25 protein-coding genes are annotated in these 24,270 nt (G+C 67.6%); 8 read left to right on the top strand and 17 right to left on the bottom strand.

Going from position 1 to position 24,270, the window contains the following annotated elements:
- The first annotated feature begins 47 nt into the window (after positions 1–47).
- Positions 48–992 carry a DegV family protein gene (locus IC535_RS09450; protein WP_228885427.1) on the top strand — a complete coding sequence of 315 codons (945 nt, stop codon included), beginning with the start codon at positions 48–50 and terminating at the stop codon, positions 990–992.
- A 125-nt stretch (positions 993–1,117) separates the two neighbouring features.
- Positions 1,118–1,456 (top strand): hypothetical protein, encoded by a 339-nt coding sequence (locus IC535_RS09445; RefSeq protein WP_228885426.1) that lies wholly within the window; start codon positions 1,118–1,120, stop codon positions 1,454–1,456.
- Between the two features lie 39 nt (positions 1,457–1,495).
- Here IC535_RS09445 and IC535_RS09440 read toward each other — a convergent pair whose 3' ends face one another.
- The 4 genes from IC535_RS09440 to IC535_RS09425 all read right to left on the bottom strand — a co-directional run bounded on the left by IC535_RS09440 (position 1,496) and on the right by IC535_RS09425 (position 6,608).
- A complete protein-coding gene (locus tag IC535_RS09440) occupies positions 1,496–2,905 on the bottom strand; it encodes an efflux transporter outer membrane subunit (RefSeq protein WP_228885425.1) in 1,410 nt (469 codons plus the stop codon).
- On the bottom strand, positions 2,905–3,960 hold the full coding sequence (locus IC535_RS09435) for an HlyD family secretion protein (RefSeq protein WP_267472927.1): 1,056 nt from the start codon (positions 3,958–3,960) through the stop codon (positions 2,905–2,907). Before IC535_RS09435 ends, IC535_RS09440 begins: the two co-directional genes overlap by 1 nt.
- Positions 3,961–3,978: 18 nt before the next feature.
- Positions 3,979–5,517 carry an MFS transporter gene (locus IC535_RS09430; RefSeq protein ID WP_228885423.1) on the bottom strand — a complete coding sequence of 513 codons (1,539 nt, stop codon included), beginning with the start codon at positions 5,515–5,517 and terminating at the stop codon, positions 3,979–3,981.
- 182 nt (positions 5,518–5,699) lie between these two features.
- A complete protein-coding gene (locus IC535_RS09425; RefSeq protein WP_228885422.1) occupies positions 5,700–6,608 on the bottom strand; it encodes a LysR family transcriptional regulator in 909 nt (302 codons plus the stop codon).
- 164 nt (positions 6,609–6,772) lie between these two features.
- Here IC535_RS09425 and IC535_RS09420 point away from each other — a divergent pair, with 164 nt between their 5' ends.
- Positions 6,773–7,219: a universal stress protein gene (locus tag IC535_RS09420; RefSeq protein WP_228885421.1), complete on the top strand. Its 447-nt coding sequence runs from the start codon at positions 6,773–6,775 to the stop codon at positions 7,217–7,219.
- A 24-nt stretch (positions 7,220–7,243) separates the two neighbouring features.
- On the opposite strand, the gene IC535_RS09415 is transcribed toward IC535_RS09420, so the two are convergent.
- Positions 7,244–8,140: a LysR family transcriptional regulator gene (locus IC535_RS09415; protein ID WP_228885420.1), complete on the bottom strand. Its 897-nt coding sequence runs from the start codon at positions 8,138–8,140 to the stop codon at positions 7,244–7,246.
- 110 nt (positions 8,141–8,250) lie between these two features.
- Here IC535_RS09415 and IC535_RS09410 point away from each other — a divergent pair, with 110 nt between their 5' ends.
- A complete protein-coding gene (locus tag IC535_RS09410; protein ID WP_228885419.1) occupies positions 8,251–9,090 on the top strand; it encodes a type 1 glutamine amidotransferase domain-containing protein in 840 nt (279 codons plus the stop codon).
- A gap of 35 nt (positions 9,091–9,125) precedes the next feature.
- On the opposite strand, the gene IC535_RS09405 is transcribed toward IC535_RS09410, so the two are convergent.
- A complete protein-coding gene (locus IC535_RS09405) occupies positions 9,126–10,553 on the bottom strand; it encodes a GGDEF domain-containing protein (RefSeq protein WP_228885418.1) in 1,428 nt (475 codons plus the stop codon).
- Between the two features lie 199 nt (positions 10,554–10,752).
- Here IC535_RS09405 and IC535_RS09400 point away from each other — a divergent pair, with 199 nt between their 5' ends.
- From IC535_RS09400 to IC535_RS09390, 3 genes are all read left to right on the top strand, one after another.
- A complete protein-coding gene (locus tag IC535_RS09400; protein ID WP_228885417.1) occupies positions 10,753–11,724 on the top strand; it encodes a L,D-transpeptidase family protein in 972 nt (323 codons plus the stop codon).
- Between the two features lie 4 nt (positions 11,725–11,728).
- On the top strand, positions 11,729–12,379 hold the full coding sequence (locus IC535_RS09395; RefSeq protein ID WP_228885416.1) for a M23 family metallopeptidase: 651 nt from the start codon (positions 11,729–11,731) through the stop codon (positions 12,377–12,379).
- 124 nt (positions 12,380–12,503) lie between these two features.
- Positions 12,504–13,364 (top strand): PA4780 family RIO1-like protein kinase, encoded by an 861-nt coding sequence (locus IC535_RS09390; RefSeq protein WP_228885415.1) that lies wholly within the window; start codon positions 12,504–12,506, stop codon positions 13,362–13,364.
- Positions 13,365–13,382: 18 nt separating this feature from the next.
- On the opposite strand, the gene IC535_RS09385 is transcribed toward IC535_RS09390, so the two are convergent.
- The 11 genes from IC535_RS09385 to IC535_RS09340 form a co-directional block, all read right to left on the bottom strand.
- The gene (locus IC535_RS09385; RefSeq protein WP_306433064.1) at positions 13,383–13,715 is read right to left on the bottom strand and encodes a hypothetical protein; all 333 of its coding nucleotides are present in this window, start codon (positions 13,713–13,715) and stop codon (positions 13,383–13,385) included.
- A gap of 173 nt (positions 13,716–13,888) precedes the next feature.
- The gene (locus tag IC535_RS09380; protein ID WP_228885414.1) at positions 13,889–15,364 is read right to left on the bottom strand and encodes an XVIPCD domain-containing protein; all 1,476 of its coding nucleotides are present in this window, start codon (positions 15,362–15,364) and stop codon (positions 13,889–13,891) included.
- Positions 15,364–16,890 carry a hypothetical protein gene (locus tag IC535_RS09375; RefSeq protein ID WP_228885413.1) on the bottom strand — a complete coding sequence of 509 codons (1,527 nt, stop codon included), beginning with the start codon at positions 16,888–16,890 and terminating at the stop codon, positions 15,364–15,366. The genes IC535_RS09380 and IC535_RS09375 overlap by 1 nt, the downstream gene beginning before the upstream one ends.
- A 650-nt stretch (positions 16,891–17,540) precedes the next feature.
- Entirely contained in the window at positions 17,541–17,963 is a 423-nt protein-coding gene (locus tag IC535_RS09370) for a hypothetical protein (protein WP_228885412.1), read from the bottom strand.
- A 143-nt stretch (positions 17,964–18,106) separates the two neighbouring features.
- On the bottom strand, positions 18,107–18,544 hold the full coding sequence (locus IC535_RS09365) for a hypothetical protein (RefSeq protein ID WP_228885411.1): 438 nt from the start codon (positions 18,542–18,544) through the stop codon (positions 18,107–18,109).
- A 593-nt stretch (positions 18,545–19,137) separates the two neighbouring features.
- On the bottom strand, positions 19,138–19,968 hold the full coding sequence (fghA, locus tag IC535_RS09360) for an S-formylglutathione hydrolase (protein ID WP_228885410.1): 831 nt from the start codon (positions 19,966–19,968) through the stop codon (positions 19,138–19,140).
- Positions 19,969–20,018: 50 nt separating this feature from the next.
- The gene (locus IC535_RS09355; protein WP_228885409.1) at positions 20,019–21,128 is read right to left on the bottom strand and encodes an S-(hydroxymethyl)glutathione dehydrogenase/class III alcohol dehydrogenase; all 1,110 of its coding nucleotides are present in this window, start codon (positions 21,126–21,128) and stop codon (positions 20,019–20,021) included.
- 55 nt (positions 21,129–21,183) lie between these two features.
- Positions 21,184–21,459 (bottom strand): formaldehyde-responsive transcriptional repressor FrmR, encoded by a 276-nt coding sequence (gene frmR / locus IC535_RS09350; RefSeq protein ID WP_228885408.1) that lies wholly within the window; start codon positions 21,457–21,459, stop codon positions 21,184–21,186.
- A gap of 61 nt (positions 21,460–21,520) precedes the next feature.
- Positions 21,521–21,703, bottom strand: coding sequence for a CPCC family cysteine-rich protein (locus IC535_RS18845; protein ID WP_429000340.1), 183 nt, complete (start codon positions 21,701–21,703; stop codon positions 21,521–21,523).
- A 134-nt stretch (positions 21,704–21,837) separates the two neighbouring features.
- Positions 21,838–22,149, bottom strand: a complete 312-nt coding sequence (locus IC535_RS09345; RefSeq protein WP_228885407.1) for a hypothetical protein — start codon at positions 22,147–22,149, stop codon at positions 21,838–21,840.
- Between the two features lie 53 nt (positions 22,150–22,202).
- Positions 22,203–23,093 (bottom strand): LysR family transcriptional regulator, encoded by an 891-nt coding sequence (locus IC535_RS09340; protein ID WP_228885406.1) that lies wholly within the window; start codon positions 23,091–23,093, stop codon positions 22,203–22,205.
- 105 nt (positions 23,094–23,198) lie between these two features.
- On the opposite strand from IC535_RS09340, the gene IC535_RS09335 reads away from it, so the two are divergent.
- Positions 23,199–24,260, top strand: a complete 1,062-nt coding sequence (locus IC535_RS09335) for an NAD(P)-dependent alcohol dehydrogenase (protein ID WP_228885405.1) — start codon at positions 23,199–23,201, stop codon at positions 24,258–24,260.
- Positions 24,261–24,270 lie beyond the last annotated feature (10 nt).

Below are 24,270 nucleotides of genomic sequence, written 5' to 3'. Positions count from 1 at the left end.
AGGTTTCACACTTCCGGACCTACACCTGCCTGGAGGGGGCTCACAGGATGCGCATCGGGATCGTCGTCGACTCTGCCTGCGACTTGCCGCAGGACTTCATCGCGCAACACAACATCGTGCTGCTGCCGATCACCGTACGCATCGGCGAAGCGGTGCTCGCCGACCACCGCGACGAACAGGCCACGCTCAGTTTCCTGCACGCCCACGTCGCCGAACACGGCGCCGAAGCGGAGACCATTCCGTTCAGCGTGACCCAGATCCGGGACCTGTTCCTGGGCAAGCTGGTGATCGACTACGACCATGTGTTCTGCATGACCATCACCAAGACCCGCAGCCCGATCCACGACAACGCGATGCAGGCCAGCTTCGCCATCCTCAACGACTACAAACCGGTGCGCCAGGCGGCCGGCTTCAACTCGCCGTTCGCGCTGCGGGTGCTGGATACCCAGAACCTGTTCGCCGCGCAGGGCGTGACCGCGGTGGAAGCAGTACGGCTGCGCGACAGCGGGGCCAGCGTGCAGCAGATCCGCGAACGACTGGAGCAGCTGGCGCTCAACGTGCATGGCTACATGGTTCCCCGCGACCTGTACTACCTGCGCGCCCGCGCCCGCCACAAGGGCGACCGCAGCGTGGGCCTGCTCAGCGCTGCGCTGGGCAGCGCATTGGACATCAAGCCGGTGCTGCACGGCTATCGCGGGCAGACCGGGCCGGTGGCCAAGATCAAGGGCTTCGACAACGCCGTGCAGAAGCTGTTCGACTTCGTCGGCCAGCGGGTCCAGGCCGGGCTGATGACGCCCACCGTCTGCATCAGCTACGGCGGCGAACTGGCCGACCTGCACGCCCTGCCCGGCTATGCCACGCTGCGCCAGACCTGCCAGAGCCATGGGGTGGAGGTGTTCGAAGCGGTGATGAGCCTGACCGGCATGGTCAACGTGGGCAAGGGCGCGCTCACGATCGGCTTTGCCGACCAACCGCATACGTTCCATGCCTGAGCGAGGCTGGCAGGCGCGGTCGTGGCCATGCCACGATTGCCGCGCCCGCGCAGGCCGGCGGCCACGGCGTGCACGCCGAATCCACCGCGGTTCTGTCAGCCTTGCCGCATCCCACGGAGATAACCATGCCAACGCAGTACCACATCAGCCTGCCGGACCCGTCCAAGGCCCGCGGCAACGATTCCGACCTGTCCTTCCACTCGCAGGGCGCGGCCGGCTTCGCCGAAGAACTGCAGGACGCCTTGCGCAGCACCACGCTGTTTGAAAAGTGGCGCGCCAAGCAGCCCGACCCGGATGCGGTCGAGCCGCAATGGGGCGCCACCGATCCGGACGCCACCGTCACCGGCGAGCAGAAGGACCTGCGCATCAACCTGGTGGCTACCACGCGCGTCGACAGCGACGTGTTCAAGCAGCGCCTGCGCCTGCTGGCCGGCCACCACTGGGAACTGCGCGACGTGCGTTGAACCCGACCGGCATTGCCGGCCGCGGGCCGGCACTGCCCTTCACCAGCCGCCGCCCAGCGCGCGGTACAGCTCCACCCGCGCGATCGCCGCCGCAGCCTGGCTGTCGGCCAGCGCGGCCTGGTTGTCCAGCGCGATGCGCTGGGTCGTCAGTACATCCAGCATGTCCACCACGCCCGCCCGGTACTGCCGCTGCGCGGCGCCAAGCGCGCGGTCGCTTTCGGTCACCGCCAGCGCCAGGCGCTCGCCGCGTTGCTGCTCGGCCGCGTAGCTGTCGATCGCATCATCCACTTGGTGCCACGCCTGCAGTACCGTGCGCTGGAACTGCACCGCGGCCTGTTGCTGCTGCAGCCGGCTCAGTGCCAGGTTGGCCTTCAACCGCCCGCCCTGGAAGATCGGCAGGCTGATGCTTGGGCCGATGCTGAAACGGTGTGCATCCCAGCCATCCAGGTCGTCGAGCTGCCTGGCCTGGAAGCCGGCATCGCCGTTGAGGGTGATGCGCGGCAGGAAGCTGGCCTTGGCCACCCCGATCGATGCGGTGGCGGCATGCAGCGCCGCTTCGGCGCGGCGGATGTCGGGGCGCCGCGCAGCCAGTTCGCCGGGTACGCCGGCAGCCATCGGCGGCAACGCCGGCCAGTCCATGCGCTGACCTTCCAAGGTGGCATCCAGCGCATGCGGCGGTTGTGCCAGCAGCAGCGCCAGGGCATTGCGCAGCTGCGCGTCGCGGTGCTGCAGCGGTACCAACCGCGCCTCCAGCGCGGCCACCTGGGCGGCCGCGCTGGCCACCTGCAGGGTGCTGGCCACGCCCTGCCGCTGGCGGGCCTGTGTGAGGTGCGCGATATCGCGGGCGATGCGCAGGTTGTCCGCGGTGATCACCCGCAGCTGGCGGGTGGCACGCAGCTGCAGGTAGTTGCGCGCGGTCTCTGCCAGCACCACGGTCTGCACCGCGTGCGCATCCTCCCCCGAGATCTGCACGCGCGCATCGGCTGCCTCGACCTGGCGGCGTACGCGCCCCCACAGATCCAGCTCCCAGCTCAACCCGATCCCGGCCTGGAACAGGCCGTAGTCGTCGCGCCCGGCATTGCCCGAGGGATCGTTCAAGCCGACCTCGCTGTTGCGTGCCCGCACCCCGCTGGCCGTGGCGCTGACACCGGGCCAGCGCTCGGCAGCGGAAACTCCCCGCGCGGCACGGCTCTGCTGCACGCGATTGGCAGCCAGCTGTATATCCAGGTTGGCCTGCAGCGCGCGCGTGGCCAGCGTGGCAAGGATGGGGTCATCGAAGCCCTGCCACCATTGGCCGTCATCGGCCAGCGCGCCGGCGCTGACCGCCGTGCCCTGCCATTGCGCCGGCAATTGGGCCTGTGGACGCACGAAATCAGGCCCCAGCGTGCAGGCGGCCAGCGCCATGCACAGCGCGCTGCCGGCCAGTACGCGCGCGGTCGCCGACACCATCACGCGCCCTCCCCGGCCAGCCCGCGGCGGCCGCTGTCCAGGTCCACGCTGGCCTCCACCGACATCCCCGCACGGAGCTTGTCGGCCAGCGGCTGGTCCTTGTCCAGCACGATCTTGACCGGGATGCGCTGCACCACCTTGGTGAAGTTGCCGGTGGCGTTTTCCGGGGCGACCGCGGCGAAGGTAACGCCGGTGGCCGGAGCGATGCTGTCGATGTGCCCACGCAGCCGCTGGCCGGGGAATACGTCCACCTGCAGGTCCACCTGCTGCCCGGCACGCATGCGGGTCAGCTGGGTTTCCTGGAAATTGGCCACCACGAACGCCTGCTGCAACGGTACTACCGCCAGCACTGCGGTGCCCGGGGTCAGGTAGGCGCCCACGCGGATCGCGCGGCGGCCGACCATGCCATCGATGGGGGCGCGCAGTTCGGTGTGCGACAGATCCAGTTCGGCGCGTGCCTGCGCGGCTTCGGCGCGCTGCACCGCCGCCTGTGCGGCCTGCACGCCGGCACCGAGGATATCGGTGCGCTGGCGCGCAGTGAGCAGCGCGGCACGGCCCTGCTGCAGGTGCGCGCTGGCCACGGCCTGGCGCGACTGCGCCTGCTGCGCGTTCTGCACGGTGCCGGCACCATCGCGGGCCAGCTCGCGGTAGCGCTGCTGGTCGGCCTGGGCCAGGGTAAGTTCGGACTGGCTGACATCGACGTTGGCGCGCGCCTGGTCGATCAGCGAGTCCTGCTGGGCCAGCGCGGCCCGTGCGTTGGCCAGCTGCGCGTGCGCATTGGCCAGGTCGGCACGCGCGGCCACCAGCGCTACCTGGTAGTCGCGGTCGTCGATGCGGGCCAGCACATCGCCGGCCTTGACCCGCTGGTTGTCGGCCACGCGCACCTCGCTGACGAACCCGGCGATCTTCGGCGCGACCACGGTGAAGTCGGCGGTGACGTAGGCATTGTTGGTGTACTGGTGGCGACCGTCGCGCAGCAGCAGCCAACCACCGGCGGCAAGCACGACCACGCCGAGGACGATGACCACGGGAACATGTTTTCTTTGCGGGGACATGGGGGATCTCTGAGGAATTCAGGCCACGGCACGTGGCGGGAAGATGCGGGAGGGCAGCCACGGGATCAGCGCGATCAGGGCGATGGCGACCACCGCCACCATCAGGTACAGGTCGGCCGAGGTCAGGCTGACCACCTGCGCATGCAGGCGGGCCGCCAACGATGGCGTCGCGGCCGGGTCCAGCCAGGGCGCGTTGCCCAGGCGTTCGACCAGCACGGTGGAATGGAAGTGGCTGCGCACGGTGGTGGCCGCTTCCAGCAGGCCGCCGGCGAGCACGGCGGCAAAGCCCTTGACCGTGTTGAACCACGCCGATGCGTACGGGCCGTCGGCCGGGGCCAGGCTGCCGGTGGACAGCATCAGCAGCGGCAGCACCGCCATCGGCTGGGCGAAGATCTGCACCATCTGCAGCAGCACGAAGTTGTCGCGGTTCCACTCGCTGCTGAGCTGTGCGCCCAGCCAGCAGGCCAGCGCCAGCATCGCAAGGCCAATGGCCTGCACCCAGCGGCAATCGACCCGGCGCTGGTTGAGCAGGGTGGCCACCAGCGGCAGTGCCAGCAACTGCGGAATGGCTACCCACAGCAGCACCGGCGCGGTCTGCAGCGGGCGGTAGCCCTGCACCTTGGAAAGGAAACTGGACGGAATCATGATCACCGCCAGCAGCACGAACAGCACCCCGCCCAGGGTGATCAAGGCATAGGTGAGGTTGCGATTGGCCAGCAACTGCAGTTTGAAGAACGGCAGCGGATGCGACCACTCGTTGTAGAAGAACAGTGCCAGCAGGCCGCTGCCGCCGCCGAGCAAGGCACAGATGAGTGGGGAAGCGAACCAGTCCAGCCGCGGGCCCTGCACCAGGCCCAGCACCAGCATCACCAGGGCCGGCAGGCCCAGCGCCAGGCCCCAGCCATCGAACTGGCCGAAGCGCTCCAGCCGCAGCGGGTCCTGCGGCAGGCCCCAGCCGACCATGGCGATGGCTGCCAGGCACCACGGCACGATCTGCCAGAACGCCCAGTGCCAGCCCACGTATTCCACCCACAACGCCGCCATTGGCGTGCCCAGGCTGGGCCCAAAGGTGGCGGTCAGCGCATAACCGGCCAGGCCGTACAGCTTGATGCCCGGCGGCAGGAAGCGCAGCGCCACGCTCATCAGCAGTGGCGGCAACGCACCGCCGCACAGGCCCTGCAGCGCGCGCAGGATCAGGAACGAGGGCAGGTCCGGTGCCAGCGGGCACAGCACGCCCAACAGCATGAACGCGCCGATCATGCACATCGCGAAACGACGCAGCGAAAAGGTGACCGTGCACCACGGCGCGAAGGCCATCGCGCCGACCGACATCGCGGTGTACAGCGCGACGATCCAGCTGCCGTCGTCCACGCTGAAACCCATCGCACCGCGGATGTCGGCCAACGCAACCTTGGTGACGTTTTCATTGATGCCCGAGATCAGCACCGCCAGCAGCACGCCGCACAGGCCCACCGCCAGGCGCAGGCCGAACACCTGTGGCGGTGCGGCGGGGGGCGCGGCGGCAGCCGCCGGCAGGGGCGTGGCAAGCACGCTCATCGTGCACCGCCAGCATCGGCGCGGTGGACGCACAACAACATCGACATGGAATCCGCTCCACGACAGGGAGCGGCAGTCTAGGCAGCGCCGATGCTGCGAAAAATGGTGTATCCCCCAATCCAGGCGTGCATGCAACGCACGCCTGGCACGGTCATTCCTGGACGCCCGCAGGCGTCCTGCGCTCAGGCAAACCCAGCCTCGCCGTCGCACATCGCCTTGATGCTGCGGCGCAGCCAGCGATGCGCCAGGTCGCTGTCCACGCGGGGGTGCCATGCCTGCACCACAATCGCGCTGCGCACCGGGATCGGCAGTTCGAACAGGCGCAGCGGCACGCCCAGGCGCTCCAGCCGGCCCAGCATGACGCTGGGCATCTGCGGCAGGATCAGGTCCGAATCGGCCGCGGCGAAGATCGCCGAATGGAAGGTCGGCATGATCTGCGCCACGCGGCGGGTCAGGCCCATGCTGGCCAGGTCCTCGTCGATGGGCCCATGCGGCCGCCCGCGCCGCGACACCGCGATGTGGTCGTAGGCCACGAATCGATCGATGGTGATGTCCTCGTCGAACAGCGGATGGTCCGCGCGCGCCGCACCAAAGAACGAGGTGCTGAACAGATTCTGCACCTTGGTGTCGGCGCCCAGCTTGCCGGTCGCGCTGATGTTCAGGTCGATGCGGCCCTGCTGCATGGCATCATCGTCCACGTCGCCCTCGGGCACGAAGCGCAGCACCGCGCGCGGCGCCTGCGCCTTGAACAGTTCGCGCATGCGCCCGCCGTAGGTGCCCACGAACACATCATTGGCGCGGATGCTGAAGGTACGCTCCAGGGTCATCATGTCGACCTCGCGGCCGGCATTGAACACCAGGTGGGCCTGCTCGATCACCCCGCGCACCTGTTCGCGCAGCTGCAGCGCGCGCGGGGTCGGGGCCAACCCGCGGCCCGAGCGCACCAGCACCGGGTCGCCCACCGCCTCGCGGATGCGGCCCAGGGTGCGGCTCATCGCCGGCGCGCTCAGGTTCATGCGCCGCGCGGCGGCGACCACGCTGCCTTCCTCGATCAGGACATCCAGCGCAAGCAACAGGTTCAGGTCGGGCATGGCTACGGCAGCATCAGAGGGGGGATGGCAATCACTTTACGGCATGCCAACACCGCCACCCGTGCGTTCAACGCAATCCTTGCCTGCGGTGCACGGCATGGGTGCGCGCGCGGCTTTGCGCCACCATCGTGCTCCCCCTTTGCAGGCTTCTGCGGCACTCCCCCATGTTCAAGCACATCCTGGTCGCCCTCGATGGCGGCCCCCAGCACGCGCAGGTGCTGGCCCTGGCCGGCTCGCTGGCCACGCCCCGCACCCGGCTGCACCTGGTGTGCGTGCTCGACCCCTCCTATGCGCTGGACGATGACGCACCGCGCAGCGACACAACCGAGTACCGCGCCGCCGATGACCAGCGCCGCCAGGCGGTGCAGCTGCTGGACATCGCGCTGGCCGACCTGCGCGAGCGCGGCATCGACGCGGTGGCCCGCCATCCGGCCGGCGACCCGGCCGAGGTGTTATGCGCACAGGCACGGCAGCACGGCTGCGACCTGATCGTCATCGGCCACCGGCATCTTTCCCGGGTGGAACGCCTGTTCGACCGCTCCGTCGGCCAATGGACCATCGACCATGCGCCCTGCCCGGTGCTGGTGGAGGTCCGCGACGCCGGCTCCTGAGCCCCGCGCGGTCGCGCTGCACGCTCAACCGGCGCGCAGCGCTTCCACCAGCGCACGGCTGGCCGCCGACTGCCGCCGGTGCGGTGCATACACCACCGAAAACGGCCGGCTGCGCCCGCGCAGCGCCGGCAGCACCTCGACCAGTTCGCCGCGCGCGATCGCCGTACCGACGATGAAGTCGTAGCTCTGGCAGATGCCCAAGCCCGCCGCGGCTAGCGACACCACGCCCAATACATCGTCGGACACGGTGAGCGCTGGCGGTGGCGACCATTCCACGTCACCGCCCTGGTCGCGCAGCGCCCACGCCGCGATGCGCCCGCTGCTGGGCATCACGAAGGGCAGGCAACGATGCTGCCGCAGGTCATCCAGCACCTGCGGCACGCCCGCGCGGCGCAGGTAGTCCGGCGATGCCACCAGGCACAGCGCCGCCTCTTCGAGCCGATGCGCCACCAGGCCGCTGTCGGGCAGTTCCCCCAGACGCACCGCCAGGTCGAACCCTTCGGCGACCAGATCGACATTGCGGTTGCTGATGTTCAGCTCGACCTGCACCTGCCGGTGGCGCGCGCTGAAACGCGCCAGCACGGCCGGCAGGCGGTAGTGGCCATAGGTGGTCGGCACGCTCAGCCGCACCCGCCCGGTCACGTGCTGTGGGTCGCCCAGCAGCTCGCGCCCGGCATCTTCCAACTGGGTGAACGCCGCGCGCGTCTGTTCGCGGTAGCGGCGTCCGGCATCGGTCAGGCCGATGCTGCGCGTGCTCCGCCGCAGCAGCTGCTGGCCCAGGCGGGTTTCCAGCCGTGTGACCGCCCGGCTCAGCACCGATGGCGTGGTCGCCAACTGCACGGCAGCGGCGGTGAACGAGCCCTGGTCGACGACGGCCAAGAAGGCCTCCACGTCGCCGAGATAATCGAACTGGCGCGCCATTTGATCCTCCCGGGAACAAGTGCATTGTCTTTGCGCCAGTTTATGCGCATCCAGGCACCCAATACAGTGCCGGCTCCCGCGCAGCCCGCGCCACCATCGGAAGCCCCGCCATGTCCCTGAAGCACACCCTTGGCCTTGCACTGGCCCTTGCCCTGACCACCGGCACCGCCCATGCCGACAACGTGCTGGTGGTGCTGTCCGATGCCGACCACCTGGACCTCCAGGCCGGCCAGGTCCTGAAGACCGGCTTCTACCTCAACGAGTTGATGCAGCCGGTCAAGCTGCTGCTCGACGCCGGCCATCAGCTCACCTTCGCCACCCCCAGCGGGGTGGCCCCCAGCGTGGATGCGTCGTCGGTACAGCCGATGTACTTCAACAACGATGCCGCTGCGATGAAAGCGCATGCCGATCTGCTGCAGCAACTGGCCCTGACCGATCGCACCCGCTCGCCGGTGCTGAGCCTGGCGCGGATCGAACAGATCGGCCATGCGCAGTTCGATGCGGTCTACATCCCCGGCGGCCACGCGCCGATGCAGGACCTGCTGCAGGACCCTGCGCTGGGCCGGCTGCTCACCCAGTTCCACCGCCACGGCAAACCCACCGCGCTGGTCTGCCATGGCCCGATCGCACTGCTGTCCACGCTGCCCGATGCGCGTGGCTTCGTCGCCGCGATGGAAGCCGGCCTGCGGCCCGCCATCGATCCGCAATGGATCTATCGCGACTACAACGTCACTGTGATCAGCAACCAGGAAGAAGAACAGGCCAAGCCGCAGCTGGGCGGCGGCAGCATGAAGTTCTATCCGCAGAGCGCCCTGCAGCAGGCCGGCGTGCGCTACCAGAGCAACGCCACGCCGTGGACGCCGAAGGTGGTGGTCGACCGTGAGCTGATCACCGGCCAGAACCCGGCATCGGCCCTGGCGGTGGCGCGCGCCCTGCTGCAACGGCTGTGAACCGGGCCTGCCGCTGCGGTCGGCGAAGGCGTCGGTTACAACGGCAGCGCGCCTTCGGCGACCTGGTTGCGGCCGCGGCGCTTGGCCAGGTACAGGGCCGCGTCCGTGGCCGCCACCAGCGCGGCCGGGTCGGATCCGCCGACCGCCTCGACCCGCGCCATGCCGATGCTGACGGTAACGCTGACCGGCCGCTGGGGATCCTGCGAAGGCAGGCGCAAGCGCTCCACCGCAGTGCGCATGGTCTCGGCCAGGGCCAGCACGCCATCGCGGGAGGCCGCCGGCACCACTACCGCGAATTCCTCGCCACCGTAACGGGCCACCACGTCGGTGCCGCGCGTGGCGCAGCCGGCCAGCGCGGTCGCCACCGCGCGCAGGCAGGCATCGCCGAGCGGATGGCCGAAGCGGTCGTTGAACGTCTTGAAGTGATCGATATCCAGCATCAGCAGCGCCACGCCCTGGCCGTTGCGCCGTGCGCGGCTCCATTCGGCCTGCAGCGCCTGGTCGAACTGGCGGCGGTTGGCCAGCCCGGTCAGGCTGTCGATCCGCGCCAGCACGTCCAGCTGGTCCTGGCGCTCCAGCGAGCGCACCTGCATCACCACGCTGCGCAACCCCGAGCCCAGCGTAGCCAAGGCAAAGCCCATCACTGCCAGATAGGGGTGGGCGCGCACCAGCAGCGCCGACACCACCAGCAACGCCGCCGGCAGGATCAGCGGGCTGCCCGCGCCCACCGCCAGCGCCAGCCGCCGTGGCGTGGATACCGCCCCCCCGGTGCCGCTGCGCAGGGCCAACACCGCCAGCAGCAGGAACGGCACATCGATCAGCAGGTCCACCACACCACCGTAGCTGTCATCGGCGGCGAGGTGGTTGATATAGGCCGCCACGCCCAGGTAGACCCAGCCAAATACCGCCAGCGCGCGGAAGAACACCCGTCGCGCGGCATCTTCGCTGGCCAGGAAACGCACCAGCGCGAACACCGCGATGAACAGGTTTTCGATATCGAACATCAGCCGCAGGCTGACGATGCCCTGCTCGCCGGTGGCGTGCAGGGTGGCGAAGGAAAAGGTGTGCACGAAGAACAGGTAGCCCAGCAGCAGCGCCAATGCTCCGTCGATCACGATCAGCTGCCACGGCTCATGCCGCGGGTGGGCCATAGCGAAGGTCAGCGGCACCCCGTACAGCACATACAGCAGCATGCTGGCACCGGGCACCGCATCGGCCATGCCCGCGCCGATCTCCTGGTACATGTTCAGCGCCATGCCACCGGCCCACAGCAGCATGCCCAGCGCCAGCGCCAGCCAGCCCACCCAGGCCGAACTGCGCCGCATGCGCCACAGGCAGGCCAGCGCCGCCAACAGCGGGGCGCCGACCAGGAAGGAGAACGACACCGCCGTGGCGTGGCCGGGCAGCAGGGCCAAGGCCAGTCCGTGGCAAAGCAGGTACAGCGCCGCCAACCATGCCGCCATGCGACTTCCCATCCGGATGCGGTGTGGCCCAACCATACCGGTTTTCACGGCGAACGCCGCCGCGCAATGTGATGCACTTCACAGCTTGCACACGGCAACCCGCGCCGGCGCCGCACTCAGCTGCGCGTCAGCCTTTTCACGGCCCCCGTGCAGACCGCTGCGGCATGGTGAAACCGACCCTTGCCCCTGGAAGCACCCGATGCCATTGCAGCGCCCGCTGACCTCCACCTTGATCGCCCTGGCCCTGGCCGCCACCGCCCCGGTGCTGGCACAGGCACCGGCCCCGGCCGCACTACCGGCACCACTGGAAGAAACCACGGCAGTGGTCAGCACGCCGCGCTCGGACCTGCATGCCCAGGTGCTGCTGGACCGCGCGCATTTCTCGCCGGGCCAGATCGACGGCCTGCCCGGCTCCAACCAGCGCCGCGCAGTGGCCGGCTTCCAGGCCGCGCGCGGGTTGGCGGCCAGCGGTGAACTCGACGCGGCCACCTGGCAGGCATTGCAGCCGGACGCCACCGCGGTGCTGGCCCGCTACACCCTCACCGCCGGGGACGTGGCCGGCCCGTTCCAGCCGGTGCCCAAGCGACCGGCCGAACAGGCCGCGCTGAAAACGCTGGGCTACAGTTCGGTGGAAGAGGCCCTGGGCGAGCGTTTCCATGCCTCGCCCGAGCTGCTGCGCACGCTCAACCCCGGCGTGGACCTGGCCCGCGCCGGCAGCGTCATCCAGGTGCCCAACATCGCCCCGGCGGCGTTGCCGAAAGCAGCCAAGCTGGTGATCGACAAATCCGATGCCACCCTGCGGCTGTACGACGCGCAGGGCAAGGTCTATGCGCAGTTCCCGGTGTCCTCGGGCAGCAGGCATGATCCGCTGCCGATCGGCACCTGGAAGATCCTCGGCATCTCCCGCGACCCGACCTTCCACTACAACCCCAAGCTGTTCTGGGACGCCAAGCGTGGCGACAGCAAGGCCACCCTGCCGCCGGGTCCGAACAACCCGGTCGGCCGGGTCTGGATCGACATTTCCAAGCCGCATTACGGCCTGCACGGCACGCCCGAGCCCGGCCACGTGGGCAAGACCGAATCGCATGGCTGCGTGCGCATGACCAACTGGGACGCACTGCAGGTGGCCGATGCGGTGGATGCCTCGGTGCCGGTAGTGATGCAGGAGTGATGCGATGAGCCTGCCCAAACTGCTGGCGCTGGGGCTGGTGATCGGCGTGGCCGGCTGGTGGTGGCTGGGCCCGCGCACGCCGGCGCCTGCCGTGGCGACAACTGCCCCGGCGATGCCGGCCACCCCCGCGCGCACCGCACCGTCCGCCGCCGCAACCGCGGCTGCCGCGCCGACCGTGGCCCCGGCCAGGATGGCCGCCGCCCAGGACGCTCCCGGCGCCTTGCTGCTGCCGGTGCAGGGCATCACCGCCGCACAGCTGCGCGACACCTTCACCGATGCGCGCAGCGAAGGCCGCGTGCACGATGCCATCGACATCCTCGCCCCGGCCGGCACCCCCGTGCTGGCGGTGGCCGATGGCACGGTGGAGAAACTGTTCCGCAGCGAGCGCGGTGGCCTGACCGTGTACCAGTTCGAGCCGGGCGGGCAGTACTGCTACTACTACGCCCACCTGCAACGCTATGCCGACGGCCTGGCCGAACACCAGGCCATCACCCGCGGCCAGGTGATCGGTTATGTCGGCAGCACCGGTAACGCCAGCCCCGACGCGCCGCACCTGCACTTCGAAATCCACCGGCTGGGCCCGGAAAAGCAGTGGTGGAAAGGCCAGGCGCTGAACCCCTACCCGTTGCTGCGAGGCGGGCAGCCCCTGCCCTGAGCCGCCCAGGCCACCGGCCTGAACCGCCGCCGCAGGCCGCCGATGGCCCGGGCGCCCCGAAGATGCGAAAATCCCTCCCCCTTCCAGGCGGGCGCATCGGCGCCGGCCCCAGACCCGAGATTCCGTGAAGACCCCCCAAGGCTTGCAGGCGCTGATCGACGACGGCGTGATCGACCAAGTACTGCGTCCGCTCAAGAGCGGCAAGGAAGCAGCGGTGTACGTGGTGCGCAGCGGCGAGGATGTGCGCTGCGCCAAGGTATACAAGGACATGGCCCAGCGCAGCTTCCAGCAGCGCGTGCAGTACCAGGAAGGCCGCAAGGTGCGCGGCAGCCGCGAGGCGCGTGCGGTTGGCAAGGCCAGCAAGTACGGGCGCAAGCAGCAGGAAACGGCCTGGAAGAACACCGAGGTGGAGGCGCTGTACCAGCTGCGCGACGCCGGCGTGCGCGTGCCCGAGCCGTACGGCTATTACCACGGCGTACTGGTGATGGAACTGGTCACCGATGCCGAGGGCTTCTCCGCCCCGCGCCTGGGAGAAGTGGAACTGCCGCCGGAACAGGCCCGCGCCTTCCACCAGATCCTGGTCCGCCAGGTGGTGCGCATGCTGTGCTGCGGCCTGATCCACGGCGATCTGTCGCCGTACAACGTGCTGGTCGGCCCCGACGGCCCGGTGGTGATCGACTTCCCGCAGGTGGTCAGTGCCGGCGGCAACAACGCCGCGCGCAGCATGCTGCTGCGCGACGTCAACAACCTCACCGCCTACCTGGGCCGGTTCGCCCCGGAACTGCTGGACAGCTGGTACGGCGAAGAGATGTGGGCCTTGTTCGAGGCCGGCGAGCTGCTGCCGGACAGCCCGTTGACCGGCACCTTCGTGCACGATGAAAGCACCATCGACCTGGACAGCGTGCGCCACGCCATCAACGATGCGCGCGAAGAAGCCCTGATCCGCCAGCAGGGCCGCGAGGCCGCCGAAGAAAACGAGGACTGAGGCGGCGCAGCAGCGTGTTCAACCGCCGTGGTTGAAGCGCCATGCCGCGATGGCGATGCCCGCGGCCAGCGCCAGCCCGATCAACAGGCCATAGCGCAGCCGGAACGGAATCGGCACCGCGCCCAGGCCGCGCTCGGTTTCCCGCGTATCCAGCAGCCAGCCGTGCCCGCACTGCGGGCAGGCCAGCTGGTAGCGTTTGGCGTAGACCATGCCGAACAGCAGGTCGAACTCGGCGTAGCGGTATTTCAGCTGCGGCTGGAAATCGGTGACCTGCTCGCAACGCGGGCAATGCCGCGGCTCGGGCGGGCCGATCACCACGATGCGTTCGCCCTGGCCGATCATGAACAACATGCCGCTACCTCCGTGTGTGGCGGCCGCACCATGGGCCGGCCGATAGATCCATCCCGATCCAGACGGTCATGCCGCCGGCGGCGCCGAACCGCTGCTGCCGGACACCGGCGGGGAATCGTCTCAGCAGCGCCGACGCGATTCAAGCGGCGGCAGCGGTCGCGCGCAGCCGTGCCTCAGCCCATGCTGGCCGCACGCGACTGGATGACCTGCTGCTCGCGCTCGTCATGCAGCTGCTGTTCCAGCTGCTGCGCCTGCAGGCGTTGCTGCTGCTCGCGGCTGACCACATCGAACTGCTGCAGCGATTCGTCCACCGGGGTCTGCGCGGCCTGCAGCGTGGGCATCAACGCACGCTGGTGCGCCGGATCGTTCAGCTCGCCCTGCACCACGAACACGTTGTGCGCGGCCGGCAGCTGGGCAGTGGGATTGCTGAGCAGCACATGGTCCACCCGCTCCAGCCCGCTGCCCTTGGCCAGCACCAGCAGGCTGGCGGTCATGCGTTCGCTGGTCACATCGAATTGGCGCCCGTGTTTGGCGTCCAGGGCGGCTACCCCGTCGCGCACCTGCTGGTAGAGCGCGTGGTCGGGATGGCCGGCCTGCATTGGCGTCAACGCCGGTGCGGGCGTGGCGGGCGCGGCGGGAGGTGGTGTGCTTTGCAGGTACGTGCTTTCCCGGTGCGTGCTGTGCGGGCTTTCGGTGCCGGTATGCGGGCGCGCGTCCGTCGCGGAGGCTGGCGCGGAATGCTGTGCCGGCGGGTGCTGTCGTTCCTGAAGGATATCCGGCGTGATCGCCGGGGCAGGCGTGGCCTGCGCTGCCGCGTCCGGCAACGGGCGCATCGGTGCGCCCTGCACGGAGGCTGCCGTGATGCCCGACAGCCCGGGATGTTGATGAATGTGATCGTCGGCGATCTGGCGCTGCATGGCCTCGGCGGGCATGTCCGGTCGCGACGGCGATGCCAGCGGCTTGCCCGCAGTTGGCGCAGCCGCCTGCCGCGTTGTGTCCTGGGGCTGGGCAGGTGGGAGCGGATGCTCCGGCGCGGGCGGCGCCCCAGGCGTTGGCGTGGCCTGCCCGGCAGCCAGCTGGCTGGCCGGTGGCTGTGGCGGGGCGGCATGTTCGGTGGCGGCCGGTGCCGGCGGCGTTTCCCGCTCGTAACGGGGCTGGGGAGCATCAGGTTGCGCGACCGGTCCGGCCGCTGCGAGGTGCGCCGGGATGCTGTGGGGCACGCTCGGCGGCGGCCCGGATGGCACCGTCTGCGCCGCAGCGGCAGGCGGGCCAGGCGCATCGCGCTGCCGCTCCAGTTCGACCACCGCCTGCGGCGCCCGAGTCGCTTCCGCCGGCGGCGCATGCAGGTTGGCCGCCGCAAAGCTGGCCGCCTGTTGCGCTTCCGGGGCGGACACGCCCTGCCGGTTGGCTTCGCGCAGCGCCTGCTGGTAAGCCTCGCGCTGCTGCGGCGACAGCGCATCGATGCGCAGTTCCAGTGCATCGGGCAGCGGGTTGTCCCCGTCCGCGCCACCCGGTACGCGCAGCGCCTGCAGCTGCGCGACCTCCTCGGCGGTGGTGGTGCTCCTGAGCAGCATGCGGTTGCCGCCGTCGGCGGCGAAGCTGGCAATGGCGCTGTCCGCGCTGGGCGCATGCGTGCGCGGGTCGGGCATCAGTGCCAGGGTGAAGTCGTGTGCAGCCCATCGCGGGCATGGTGGTGTTCCACCGTGGCGGCACTGGCAGCGAGCTGCGCTTCGCTGCGTTCGATACCGTGCTGGGCATACAGCGCCGCCAGCTGCGCGCGCACGCCTTCCGGGGCCAGCTGCAGGGTGGCCGCCACCTCCCGGGCCATCGCCCGGGTGTCCTGCACGCCGGCCTGCTGGCTCTGCCAGGTCAGTTCCAGTTCGTCGCGCAGGTTGAGCGTGGCGGTGCTGTCGAACACCCGCCCGCCGCGTACCCACTGGCCATCGTCCTGGCGCGTGTACGCATTGCCGTCGCTGGCCCGCAGCGTATCGGCCTGCGCCTGCGCGGCGCGGATCGCCGGCGGCAGCGCCGGGTCGAAGTCGCTCCAGCGGCCCTGCGCATGGGCCACCTCGTAACGTGCCGCCATCGCCGCCGGCGTATTGGCCGCGTTCTGCGCGATCACCGTGCGCGCCTGCTGGTCCAGGTCCAGCGCGCGTTCGGACTCCACCGCATGCCTGTGGATGCTGGGAACACGACCATCCAGCAGTTCCTTGATCTCCAACTGCCACTGCCCGGACTGTGCATCGCGCACGAAGTCGCGCTGCTGCTCGAACGGCGCGCGCGGCGGCTGCGTCTGCGCGCTGGCGTCCAGCCGGTAGGGATCCTTCGGCGGCGGCGGGTTGGTCAGACCCAGCTCATAAGAGGCGTTGGCGGCCTGATAGTTCAACAGCCGCTCCAGCCGCCCGGTGGCCACGTACTGCTCGCGGAAGTACACATCCTCGCCCAGCGCGGTCTGCACCGGCCGCACCTCTACCTCGCCGCCCAGCGCGGTGGTCTGTACCTGCTGCTGGTGCGCAGCGCGCAGCCAGCGCCCGTCGGCATCGCCCGGCTGGCGCGTCCACACCCGGCCCAGCGGATCTTCCTGCGTGTAGATCCGGTCGATATCCTTCTGTTCGGCCCAGCGTTCGCCCATGTAGGCGCCGATCACCCCGCCACCGAGCCCGGCACCCAGCGCAACCGGACCGGTCCAGGAACCACTCAGCAGGCCCACTCCGGCGCCGGCCACGAAGCCGCCCATCGCGCCGCCGACATTGCGGCCGACAAAATGCGCGGCGGTGGAGTCCGCACCGGTCTGGTTGCCCTGCGACTGCAGTTGCACCCACTTGTGGCCGGAGGTGGCGAAGTCGTGGGCCAGCAGCGCGGTGCCGGCGATGCCGGCGGCTTTGAGGCCGGGGCTGCCACCGGAATGGACAGTAACTCTCTCCGCAGGTGCCGGCCTGGACGCCACCTCTTCAACCGCAGCGCCAGGAAGGCGGATGCTCTGCGTCTGCGGATGCTCCCGCAGTACCGATCCACGCATGACACTGACTTCATCCTGCGCAACCCGAAGTGCCATGTCGATATCGGCGCGCACCACCGCGCCGGAGGTCGACAGATTGGCGGCGGGGAGGAACCTGCTGGAATCGACGCCCATGGCATCGGCGAACTCGCGCGAGAGCGTTACGGGCGCCCCCATGACCGAGAGTTCGCCAGGCACTGTGTAGATGCCGCGAGGGGCCGCACCCAGGAACTGCGCCTGGACTGGATCCAGCAACGCCGGCATGCCATCCCTTGCAGCTATAGCGCGCAGCTCTGTCACTGACCGGCCGCCCAATGTCTGGACATTCGGGTTGTCCAGGATGGCCGGGAGCTCAACCTTGCCGAAGACACGTTCCATGTTTGCCGTGGAAGCAACTACCTTGATATCGCCGCGCAAGGAAGCGGCGAACTCTCTAGACGCATCTCCCCAGAGGCACTCATCCAGCGAGGTGAGAGAATTGGCAGCGGCCTTCGGGTCGCCATACTGAAAACTAATAGCCAGTTTTTCCGCAAATTCAGCAGCATACCCCTGCGCAACAAATAGTCTTTCCGAAGATGCAGTTACCGCAATACGGACATCTCCATCCGACAGAAATGCAGCGCGAGGCGTCTTGTTTATTATTGGGGCGCCAGATTTCTCAGCAAGCTCAAGCGCAATCGTCTCGGAGTTCACGTTCCCCACTGGTCGGCTGTAGAGAATCCCCCCTTCACCGACTGCCTGAGCCGAAAACTGACGTGCAATTCTCCGAATTTCTTCAAGAGAACTCGACTGATTGATCTGCGCGATATGAGCCGAGTAATCAGCCATTACGTCCTCCGACCGTCAACTGCCCTGACGAGCATCCATCCCTCGCTAAAAATTACCTCTCCCATGAAATGGGATGTCTCTGTCTGCCTTAACCGGGATGGCGGTGTCTCGAACTTGAGGCCAGCCTGGATGAGCTGGACGATCATGACTCGAGCCGTAATTTCTTCAGCTGACGAAAAAACCTCTCGCACATCCGTGCCAGGCATGCTGACGTCCCTTTCGGATCTGTACCCGAAAGAGTCGATCACAATATTGAAATCATTGTGATTTTCCAGATATACCCGCTTGATCTCGCCGAAGTACTCCCTTCCACGAAGCTCTAGAGCGAACGTCTCATGGCCGAGTTCATCCCACCCGCGGACTCCCCCACCAAATCGCGCACGTCCTTCAGGAAAACAAATCCACCCGAATGTATTATTCACTTCAAAATCCCCAATTTTCACGGCATGTCATTTTTTCTAAAATGACACCACCCTGCACCAATATCTATATTAAGCAACCATAGTCTCTGGGAATCATTTAGATTGATCGGCACTAGCGCAACTCCGGCACGATACGAGGCATCTCAAAAAGTAGAGCAATCCGCCATTCGGACAGGCCGATGAGCAGCCAGCACCCAATCCTCGTCGAACAGGATCCTTCCCGTGAAGTTAGCGATATTCCTTACCAAGAAGATACTGGGAGGCTCAACGAATTCAAACCCGGCTTGAACAAGCCCAGTCACCAGCGCCTTGGCAATGACAACCTCGTCAGCAGTAAAAACATCCCGCACACCAGGCCCGGGCATCCCGACAGTCTCTCCAAGCCCATAGCCGAACGCATCGATAGCGACCTCGTAGTCGTCATCGTTCTTTGGGAAATTGCGCTTGATCTGACCAAAGTACTCGGCGCCCCGGAGTTCAATCGAGAACGTATGCCGCCCCTGCTCATCCCAGCCACGGCGAATACCCGAGAACCTCGCACGACCCTCAGGGAACTCGACCCAATCGAACGTCCCACTCATCTCCAGCCCTCTAGTTTTCCCAATATGCACCCTGACACCGGAAATTCGCATGGTGCACTGACCTCTGCGGACAGCGCCACACAACAATCGTTCCGCCCGGAACCTGCGCGCAATCGACACGACCACAGCCGAGCTCCTGCTCGACGTCCGCATACTGACATAGTCGAAATCAGTCCACAGGAGACATAGAGCTCATTTCCCATGATCGGTTGCGGCTATACATTGCATCAACCCGAATGATGATCTTCAGGACATTGAGCCCCAGAAATCAATTATTAGTCGGCCGCAGCATGACACGGGCTGACGAGCATCCACCTCTCTTGAAAGATGACCTTCCCCATAAAAGGGGGGTGCATCTGTCTGCCTCAACCGAGATGGCTGCGTCTCGAAGTTGAGGCCAGCCTGTATGAGTTGGACTATCAAGTGACGGGCGGCAGCCTCTTCATCAGGCGCAAAGACGAACCGCACCCCCGGCCCAGGCATACCGACGTCGCACTTCCACCGATGTAGCTGTCGATATTAGCGCCAGTTCCTAACCCATCGCTGTGACCCACCGCGCAGGCAGCACGATTGCCGCCTGCGCGCTGTCGCGATCAGCCCTGCAGTGCCTTGGCGTGATGCGCGATATGTTCGCCAATGAAACTGCTGATGAAGTAGTAACTATGGTCGTAGTCCGGCTGCAGGCGCAGCTGCAGCGGATGGCCGGCGGCGGTGCACGCGGCCTGCAGCCATTGCGGCTGCAGCTGGGTGTCGAGGAACTCATCGCCCGCGCCCTGGTCCACCAGCAGCGGCAGGCGCTCCTGGGCGGTGGCCACCAGTTCGCTGGCATCCCAGGCCGACCAGCTGGCGCGATCTTCGCCCAGGTAGGCGGTGAACGCCTCCTGGCCCCACGGCACGCGGGTGGGCGCCACGATCGGCGAGAACGCCGACACGCTGCGGTAGCGGCCCGGGTTCTTCAGGGCGATCACCAGCGCGCCATGCCCGCCCATCGAATGGCCGCTGATGCTGCGTGCATCGCTGGCCGGAAGATGGGCCTCGATCAGCACCGGCAGTTCGTCGACGATGTAGTCGTACATGCGGTAGTGCGCCGCCCAGGGCTGCTCGGTGGCGTTGAGGTAGAAGCCGGCGCCCTTGCCCAGGTCATAGTCGTCGGCGTCGGCTACGTCGTCGCCGCGCGGGCTGGTGTCCGGCGCCACCAGGATCACCCCGTGCTCGGCCGCATACCGCTGCGCGCCGGCCTTGGTGATGAAGTTCTGCTCGGTGCAGGTCAGCCCGCTGAGCCAGTACAGCACCGGCAGTTTCTGCGTGGCCGCCTGCGGGGGCAGGTAGACGGCGACCTTCATTTCGCAGTCCAGTACCTGCGAGCGGTGCTGGTACACGTCCTGCCAGCCGCCGCAGGCGGCACGGTGTTCGATACGTTGCATGGGTATCTCCCTGGCCGGGCGGCGGGCGCGTGGCACGCCGCCGGCAGCCATCAGTAGTGGACCACCGAACGGATCGACTTGCCTTCGTGCATCAGCGCGAAGGCATCGTTGATCTGCTCCAGGCCCATGGTGTGGGTGACGAACGGGGCCAGTTCGATATCGCCCTTCATAGCATCCTCGACCATGCCCGGCAGCTGGCTGCGGCCCTTGACGCCGCCGAAGGCGGTGCCCTTCCACGAACGGCCGGTGACCAGCTGGAACGGGCGGGTGGAGATTTCCTGGCCCGCACCGGCCACGCCGATGACCACCGACTGACCCCAGCCACGGTGCGCGCATTCCAGCGCGGCCCGCATCACGTTGACATTGCCGATGCACTCGAAGGTGTGGTCCACGCCCCAGGTGGTCATCTCCACGATCACCTGCTGGATCGGCTTGTCGAATTCCTTCGGGTTGACGCAGTCGGTGGCACCGAACTGCCTGGCCAGCTCGAACTTGGACGGATTGGTATCGATGGCGAAGATGCGCCCGGCCTTGGCCTGGCGCGCGCCCTGGATCACGGCCAGGCCGATGCCGCCCAGGCCGAACACGGCTACCGAATCGCCTTCCTGCACCTTGGCGGTGTTGTGCACCGCGCCGATGCCGGTGGTGACGCCGCAGCCGAGCAGGCAGACATGCTCGGGGTTGGCGTCCGGGTTGATCTTGGCCAGCGAGACTTCGGCCACCACGGTGTATTCGCTGAAGGTCGAGCAGCCCATGTAGTGGTAGATCGGCTCGCCGTTGTAGCTGAAGCGGGTAGTGCCGTCGGGCATCACGCCCTTGCCCTGGGTGGCGCGCACGGCCACGCACAGGTTGGTCTTGCCCGAGGTACAGAACAGGCATTCCCCGCACTCGGCGGTATACAGCGGGATCACGTGGTCGCCCGGCTTGACGCTGGTGACGCCCTCGCCCACTTCGACCACGATGCCGGCGCCTTCATGGCCGAGCACGGCCGGGAACAGGCCTTCGGGATCATCGCCGGACAGGGTGAACGCATCGGTATGGCAGACCCCGGTATGGGTGATGCGCACCAGCACTTCGCCCTTCTGCGGCGGGGCGACGTCGATCTCGACGATCTTCAACGGCTGGCCGGGACCAAATGCAACAGCGGCACGGGATTTCATCGGAAACTCTCCAAGACAGGGAACAGGACAGGACAGCGCGCGGTGGCCCGCACGCTTATTTCAGGTAGGAACGGATCAACGCGCTCATGTCGCGCACGCGTTCGGCGCGCTGTGTATCGGACTGCGCCGGCTGGCCGAATTCTTCGCGCAGGTGGGCTTCCATCACCTCGGACATCAGCCCGTTGACGGCGCCGCGGATCGCGGCGATCTGCTGCAGCACCGGGCCGCAGTCGGCGCCGCCTTCCAGCGCCCGGTCCAACGCATCGCACTGGCCGCGGATGCGGCGCACGCGGGCCAGGACCTTCTTCTTCTCTTCGGGGGAATGCGGCACGGGCGAATGACCGGAGAACTATACTGGGGGATAGTATACATGGTGCGTCTGCGGGTGGCCGCTAACCCGCTGAGCCCCGTGAAAGCCACCGCTGCCGGGCCGCATTGAGACTGGTTCGATTGGCTCCGCCGGCATAGTCAGGTAAGGCTGCCTGGACCGGATCGTCCTCCCAGCCGCACACAATGCAGATCTCGTAGACCCCATGCTCAAAGAAGGCCCCCACCTCACAGCACGGACACGGCATCAGAGCGCACGGACTATTGTCGGTGCTCATGTGGGTTTCCTCATGGGCCGGGAGCAGTCCGCTGCATGACATCGGGCCGACAGGATGCCGGCCCGTTGATGCCGCGGTGGCGATCGCCACCGCGATTACCTCAATCAGGCGATAGTCATCTCTTCAGGGGATACGGGATCGTCGCCCTCGGCACGCTTCTTGGCCTGAGTCTTGGCGTTCTTCGTCAACGCCTTGCGAATGCGCTGCTGGGCATCCTTCACCTTCTCCCCGTCCAGCACTTCCCGCTTCAGTATCTCGTTGTTGAGTAGCTCAACGATAGCTTCCGACTCGATCCTGAGCTCCGGGAAAAGACGGCGTAGCTCGCGGCGCACCACTGCGACAACCGGCTCTCCGAGGATGACCTGCGCCACCGTGAACTTGTTGAGGACCGAAATATGCTGGTGGTAAAGCCCCATGGCAGGGGTTGCCGGCCGGCGGCCGGCACTACCGGTTGCCGGCGTGGCGACGGTCAGGCGCTGTCGCGCAGCATGTCCACGAAGGCGCGCAGCGCCGAGGACATCTGCCGCTGGCGCGGGTAATACAGCACGAAGCCGGCGAACGGCGGGCTCCAGTCTTCCAGCACGGCCTGCAGCCGGCCGCTGTCCAGGTGCGGTCGGGCGGCATCTTCCAGTACATAGGCCAGGCCCAGGTCGTCGAGCACGGCCTGCAGGATGGTGGATTGTTCGTCCAGGGTGAGCCGGCCGGGTACGTCGATGTCCAGCGCCTTGCCGTCGCGCTCGAACTGCCACTTGTACAGGTGGCCGCTGGCGAAGCGGAAGCGCACGCATTCGTGCGCGACCAGCTCCTGCGGATGCTGCGGGACGCCGCGTGCGGCCAGGTAGGCCGGGGTGGCCACGATCAGCCCGCGCAGCGACGGACCCAGCGGCACGGCCACCATGTCTTCGGGCACGAACTCGTGCAGGCGCACACCGGCATCGAAACCGCGCGCGACGATATCGACCAGGCCATCGTCCTGGGCCAGCTCCAGGCGCACGTCCGGATGGGCGTGCAGGAAGCGCGCCAGCCGCGGGCCGAGCTGGGTAGGCACCGCAGCGCGGGTGGCGTTGACGCGCAGCAGGCCGGCCGGGGCGGCGCGGAAGTGGTTCATTTCCTCCAGCGCATCATGCACTTGGTGCAGTGCCGGCTGCAGCCGCTCGAGCAGGCGCTGGCCGGCTTCGGTCAGCGCCACGCTGCGGGTGGTGCGGTGGAACAGGCCCACGCCCAGGCGTTCTTCCAGCGCGCGGATGGCATAGCTCACCGCCGAGGTGGACAGGGCCAGCTCGGCGCCGGCGCGGCGGAAGCTGCGGTGGCGGGCCACGGCGGCGAAGGCGGCCAGGTGGGTGAGGTTGTCAGTGACCATGATTATGCAGTCTGCCTTGATGAATCATGCCGATATCCTGACTGTCCGTGTACGGCAACCGGGCGTATTGTAAAGCGCCTTTCTACAAACCTGCCAAGGATTCCCATGTCCCTCGCCCACGGTTATGCCGTCCACGACCAGACCGCGCCGCTGGTCCCGTTCTCCTTCGAGCGCCGCGCGGTCGGCCCGGACGATGTCCGCATCCAGATCCTGTACAGCGGCATCTGCCACTCGGACCTGCACCAGGCCCGCGACGACTGGGGCAATGCCAAGTTCCCGATGGTGCCCGGCCACGAGATCATCGGCCGGGTCACCGAGGTGGGCGCCAACGTCACCCGCTTCAAGGTGGGCGACCACGCCGGCGTGGGCTGTATGGTCGATTCGTGCCGGCATTGCGATGCCTGCGAACACGACCTGGAGCAGTACTGCGCCAATGGCGCAACCTTCACCTACAACAGCACCGAACGTGAGAGCGGCAAGCCCACCTTCGGCGGTTACTCCGACCACATCGTCACCGAGCAGCGGTTCGTGGTGAAGGTGGCCGACACGCTGGACCTGAAGGCCGCCGCACCGCTGCTGTGCGCGGGCATCACCACCTATTCGCCGCTGCGCCACTGGAAGGTCGGCCCCGGCCAGAAGGTCGGCGTGATCGGCCTGGGCGGGCTGGGCCACATGGGCGTGAAGTTCGCCAAGGCGATGGGCGCCACCGTGGTGATGATCACCACCACCCCGGAAAAGGGCGCCGATGCCAAGCGCCTGGGCGCCGACGAGGTGCTGGTGTCGCGCGACCCGGCGCAGATGCAGGCCCATGCCGGCAGCTTCGATTTCCTGCTCAACACCATTCCGGTCGGCCACGATACCAACCCGTACATGGGCCTGCTCAAGCGCGAAGCGACCATGTGCCTGGTAGGCGTGCTGACCGAACTGGACCCGCCGCTGACCGGCGCCAGCGTGATCTTCGGCCGCAAGCACCTGACCGGTTCGGCGATCGGCGGCATGGCCGAAACCCAGGAAATGATGGATTTCTGCGCCGAGCACAACATCGTCAGCGATGTGGAAGTGATCGACATCAATACCGTCAACGAAGCCTGGGAGCGCATGGCCAGGAACGATGTGCGCTACCGCTTCGTGATCGACATGGCCACGCTTGGCGCACAGGCGGCCTGAACCCCGACGT

It is taken from the genome of Stenotrophomonas rhizophila (assembly GCF_020857975.1).
In the GTDB taxonomy this organism is placed as follows: domain Bacteria; phylum Pseudomonadota; class Gammaproteobacteria; order Xanthomonadales; family Xanthomonadaceae; genus Stenotrophomonas; species Stenotrophomonas rhizophila_C.
The sequence above is the reverse complement of the archived record's forward strand: the minus strand, read 5'-3'. Positions and strand labels throughout refer to the sequence as shown.

Excerpts from the sequence above, each read along its gene's own strand:
- IC535_RS09450 (WP_228885427.1), top strand. The coding sequence starts at position 48 with ATGCGCATCGGGATCGTCGTCGACTCTGCCTGCGACTTGCCGCAGGAC.
- IC535_RS09445 (WP_228885426.1), top strand. The coding sequence starts at position 1,118 with ATGCCAACGCAGTACCACATCAGCCTGCCGGACCCGTCCAAGGCCCGC.
- IC535_RS09440 (WP_228885425.1), bottom strand. The coding sequence starts at position 2,905 with ATGGTGTCGGCGACCGCGCGCGTACTGGCCGGCAGCGCGCTGTGCATG.
- IC535_RS09435 (WP_267472927.1), bottom strand. The coding sequence starts at position 3,960 with ATGTCCCCGCAAAGAAAACATGTTCCCGTGGTCATCGTCCTCGGCGTG.
- IC535_RS09430 (WP_228885423.1), bottom strand. The coding sequence starts at position 5,517 with ATGAGCGTGCTTGCCACGCCCCTGCCGGCGGCTGCCGCCGCGCCCCCC.
- IC535_RS09425 (WP_228885422.1), bottom strand. The coding sequence starts at position 6,608 with ATGCCCGACCTGAACCTGTTGCTTGCGCTGGATGTCCTGATCGAGGAA.
- IC535_RS09420 (WP_228885421.1), top strand. The coding sequence starts at position 6,773 with ATGTTCAAGCACATCCTGGTCGCCCTCGATGGCGGCCCCCAGCACGCG.
- IC535_RS09415 (WP_228885420.1), bottom strand. The coding sequence starts at position 8,140 with ATGGCGCGCCAGTTCGATTATCTCGGCGACGTGGAGGCCTTCTTGGCC.
- IC535_RS09410 (WP_228885419.1), top strand. The coding sequence starts at position 8,251 with ATGTCCCTGAAGCACACCCTTGGCCTTGCACTGGCCCTTGCCCTGACC.
- IC535_RS09405 (WP_228885418.1), bottom strand. The coding sequence starts at position 10,553 with ATGGCGGCATGGTTGGCGGCGCTGTACCTGCTTTGCCACGGACTGGCC.
- IC535_RS09400 (WP_228885417.1), top strand. The coding sequence starts at position 10,753 with ATGCCATTGCAGCGCCCGCTGACCTCCACCTTGATCGCCCTGGCCCTG.
- IC535_RS09395 (WP_228885416.1), top strand. The coding sequence starts at position 11,729 with ATGAGCCTGCCCAAACTGCTGGCGCTGGGGCTGGTGATCGGCGTGGCC.
- IC535_RS09385 (WP_306433064.1), bottom strand. The coding sequence starts at position 13,715 with ATGTTGTTCATGATCGGCCAGGGCGAACGCATCGTGGTGATCGGCCCG.
- IC535_RS09380 (WP_228885414.1), bottom strand. The coding sequence starts at position 15,364 with ATGCCCGACCCGCGCACGCATGCGCCCAGCGCGGACAGCGCCATTGCC.
- IC535_RS09375 (WP_228885413.1), bottom strand. The coding sequence starts at position 16,890 with ATGGGGGCGCCCGTAACGCTCTCGCGCGAGTTCGCCGATGCCATGGGC.
- IC535_RS09365 (WP_228885411.1), bottom strand. The coding sequence starts at position 18,544 with ATGAGTGGGACGTTCGATTGGGTCGAGTTCCCTGAGGGTCGTGCGAGG.
- fghA (WP_228885410.1), bottom strand. The coding sequence starts at position 19,968 with ATGCAACGTATCGAACACCGTGCCGCCTGCGGCGGCTGGCAGGACGTG.
- IC535_RS09355 (WP_228885409.1), bottom strand. The coding sequence starts at position 21,128 with ATGAAATCCCGTGCCGCTGTTGCATTTGGTCCCGGCCAGCCGTTGAAG.
- IC535_RS18845 (WP_429000340.1), bottom strand. The coding sequence starts at position 21,703 with ATGCCGTGTCCGTGCTGTGAGGTGGGGGCCTTCTTTGAGCATGGGGTC.
- IC535_RS09345 (WP_228885407.1), bottom strand. The coding sequence starts at position 22,149 with ATGGGGCTTTACCACCAGCATATTTCGGTCCTCAACAAGTTCACGGTG.
- IC535_RS09340 (WP_228885406.1), bottom strand. The coding sequence starts at position 23,093 with ATGGTCACTGACAACCTCACCCACCTGGCCGCCTTCGCCGCCGTGGCC.
- IC535_RS09335 (WP_228885405.1), top strand. The coding sequence starts at position 23,199 with ATGTCCCTCGCCCACGGTTATGCCGTCCACGACCAGACCGCGCCGCTG.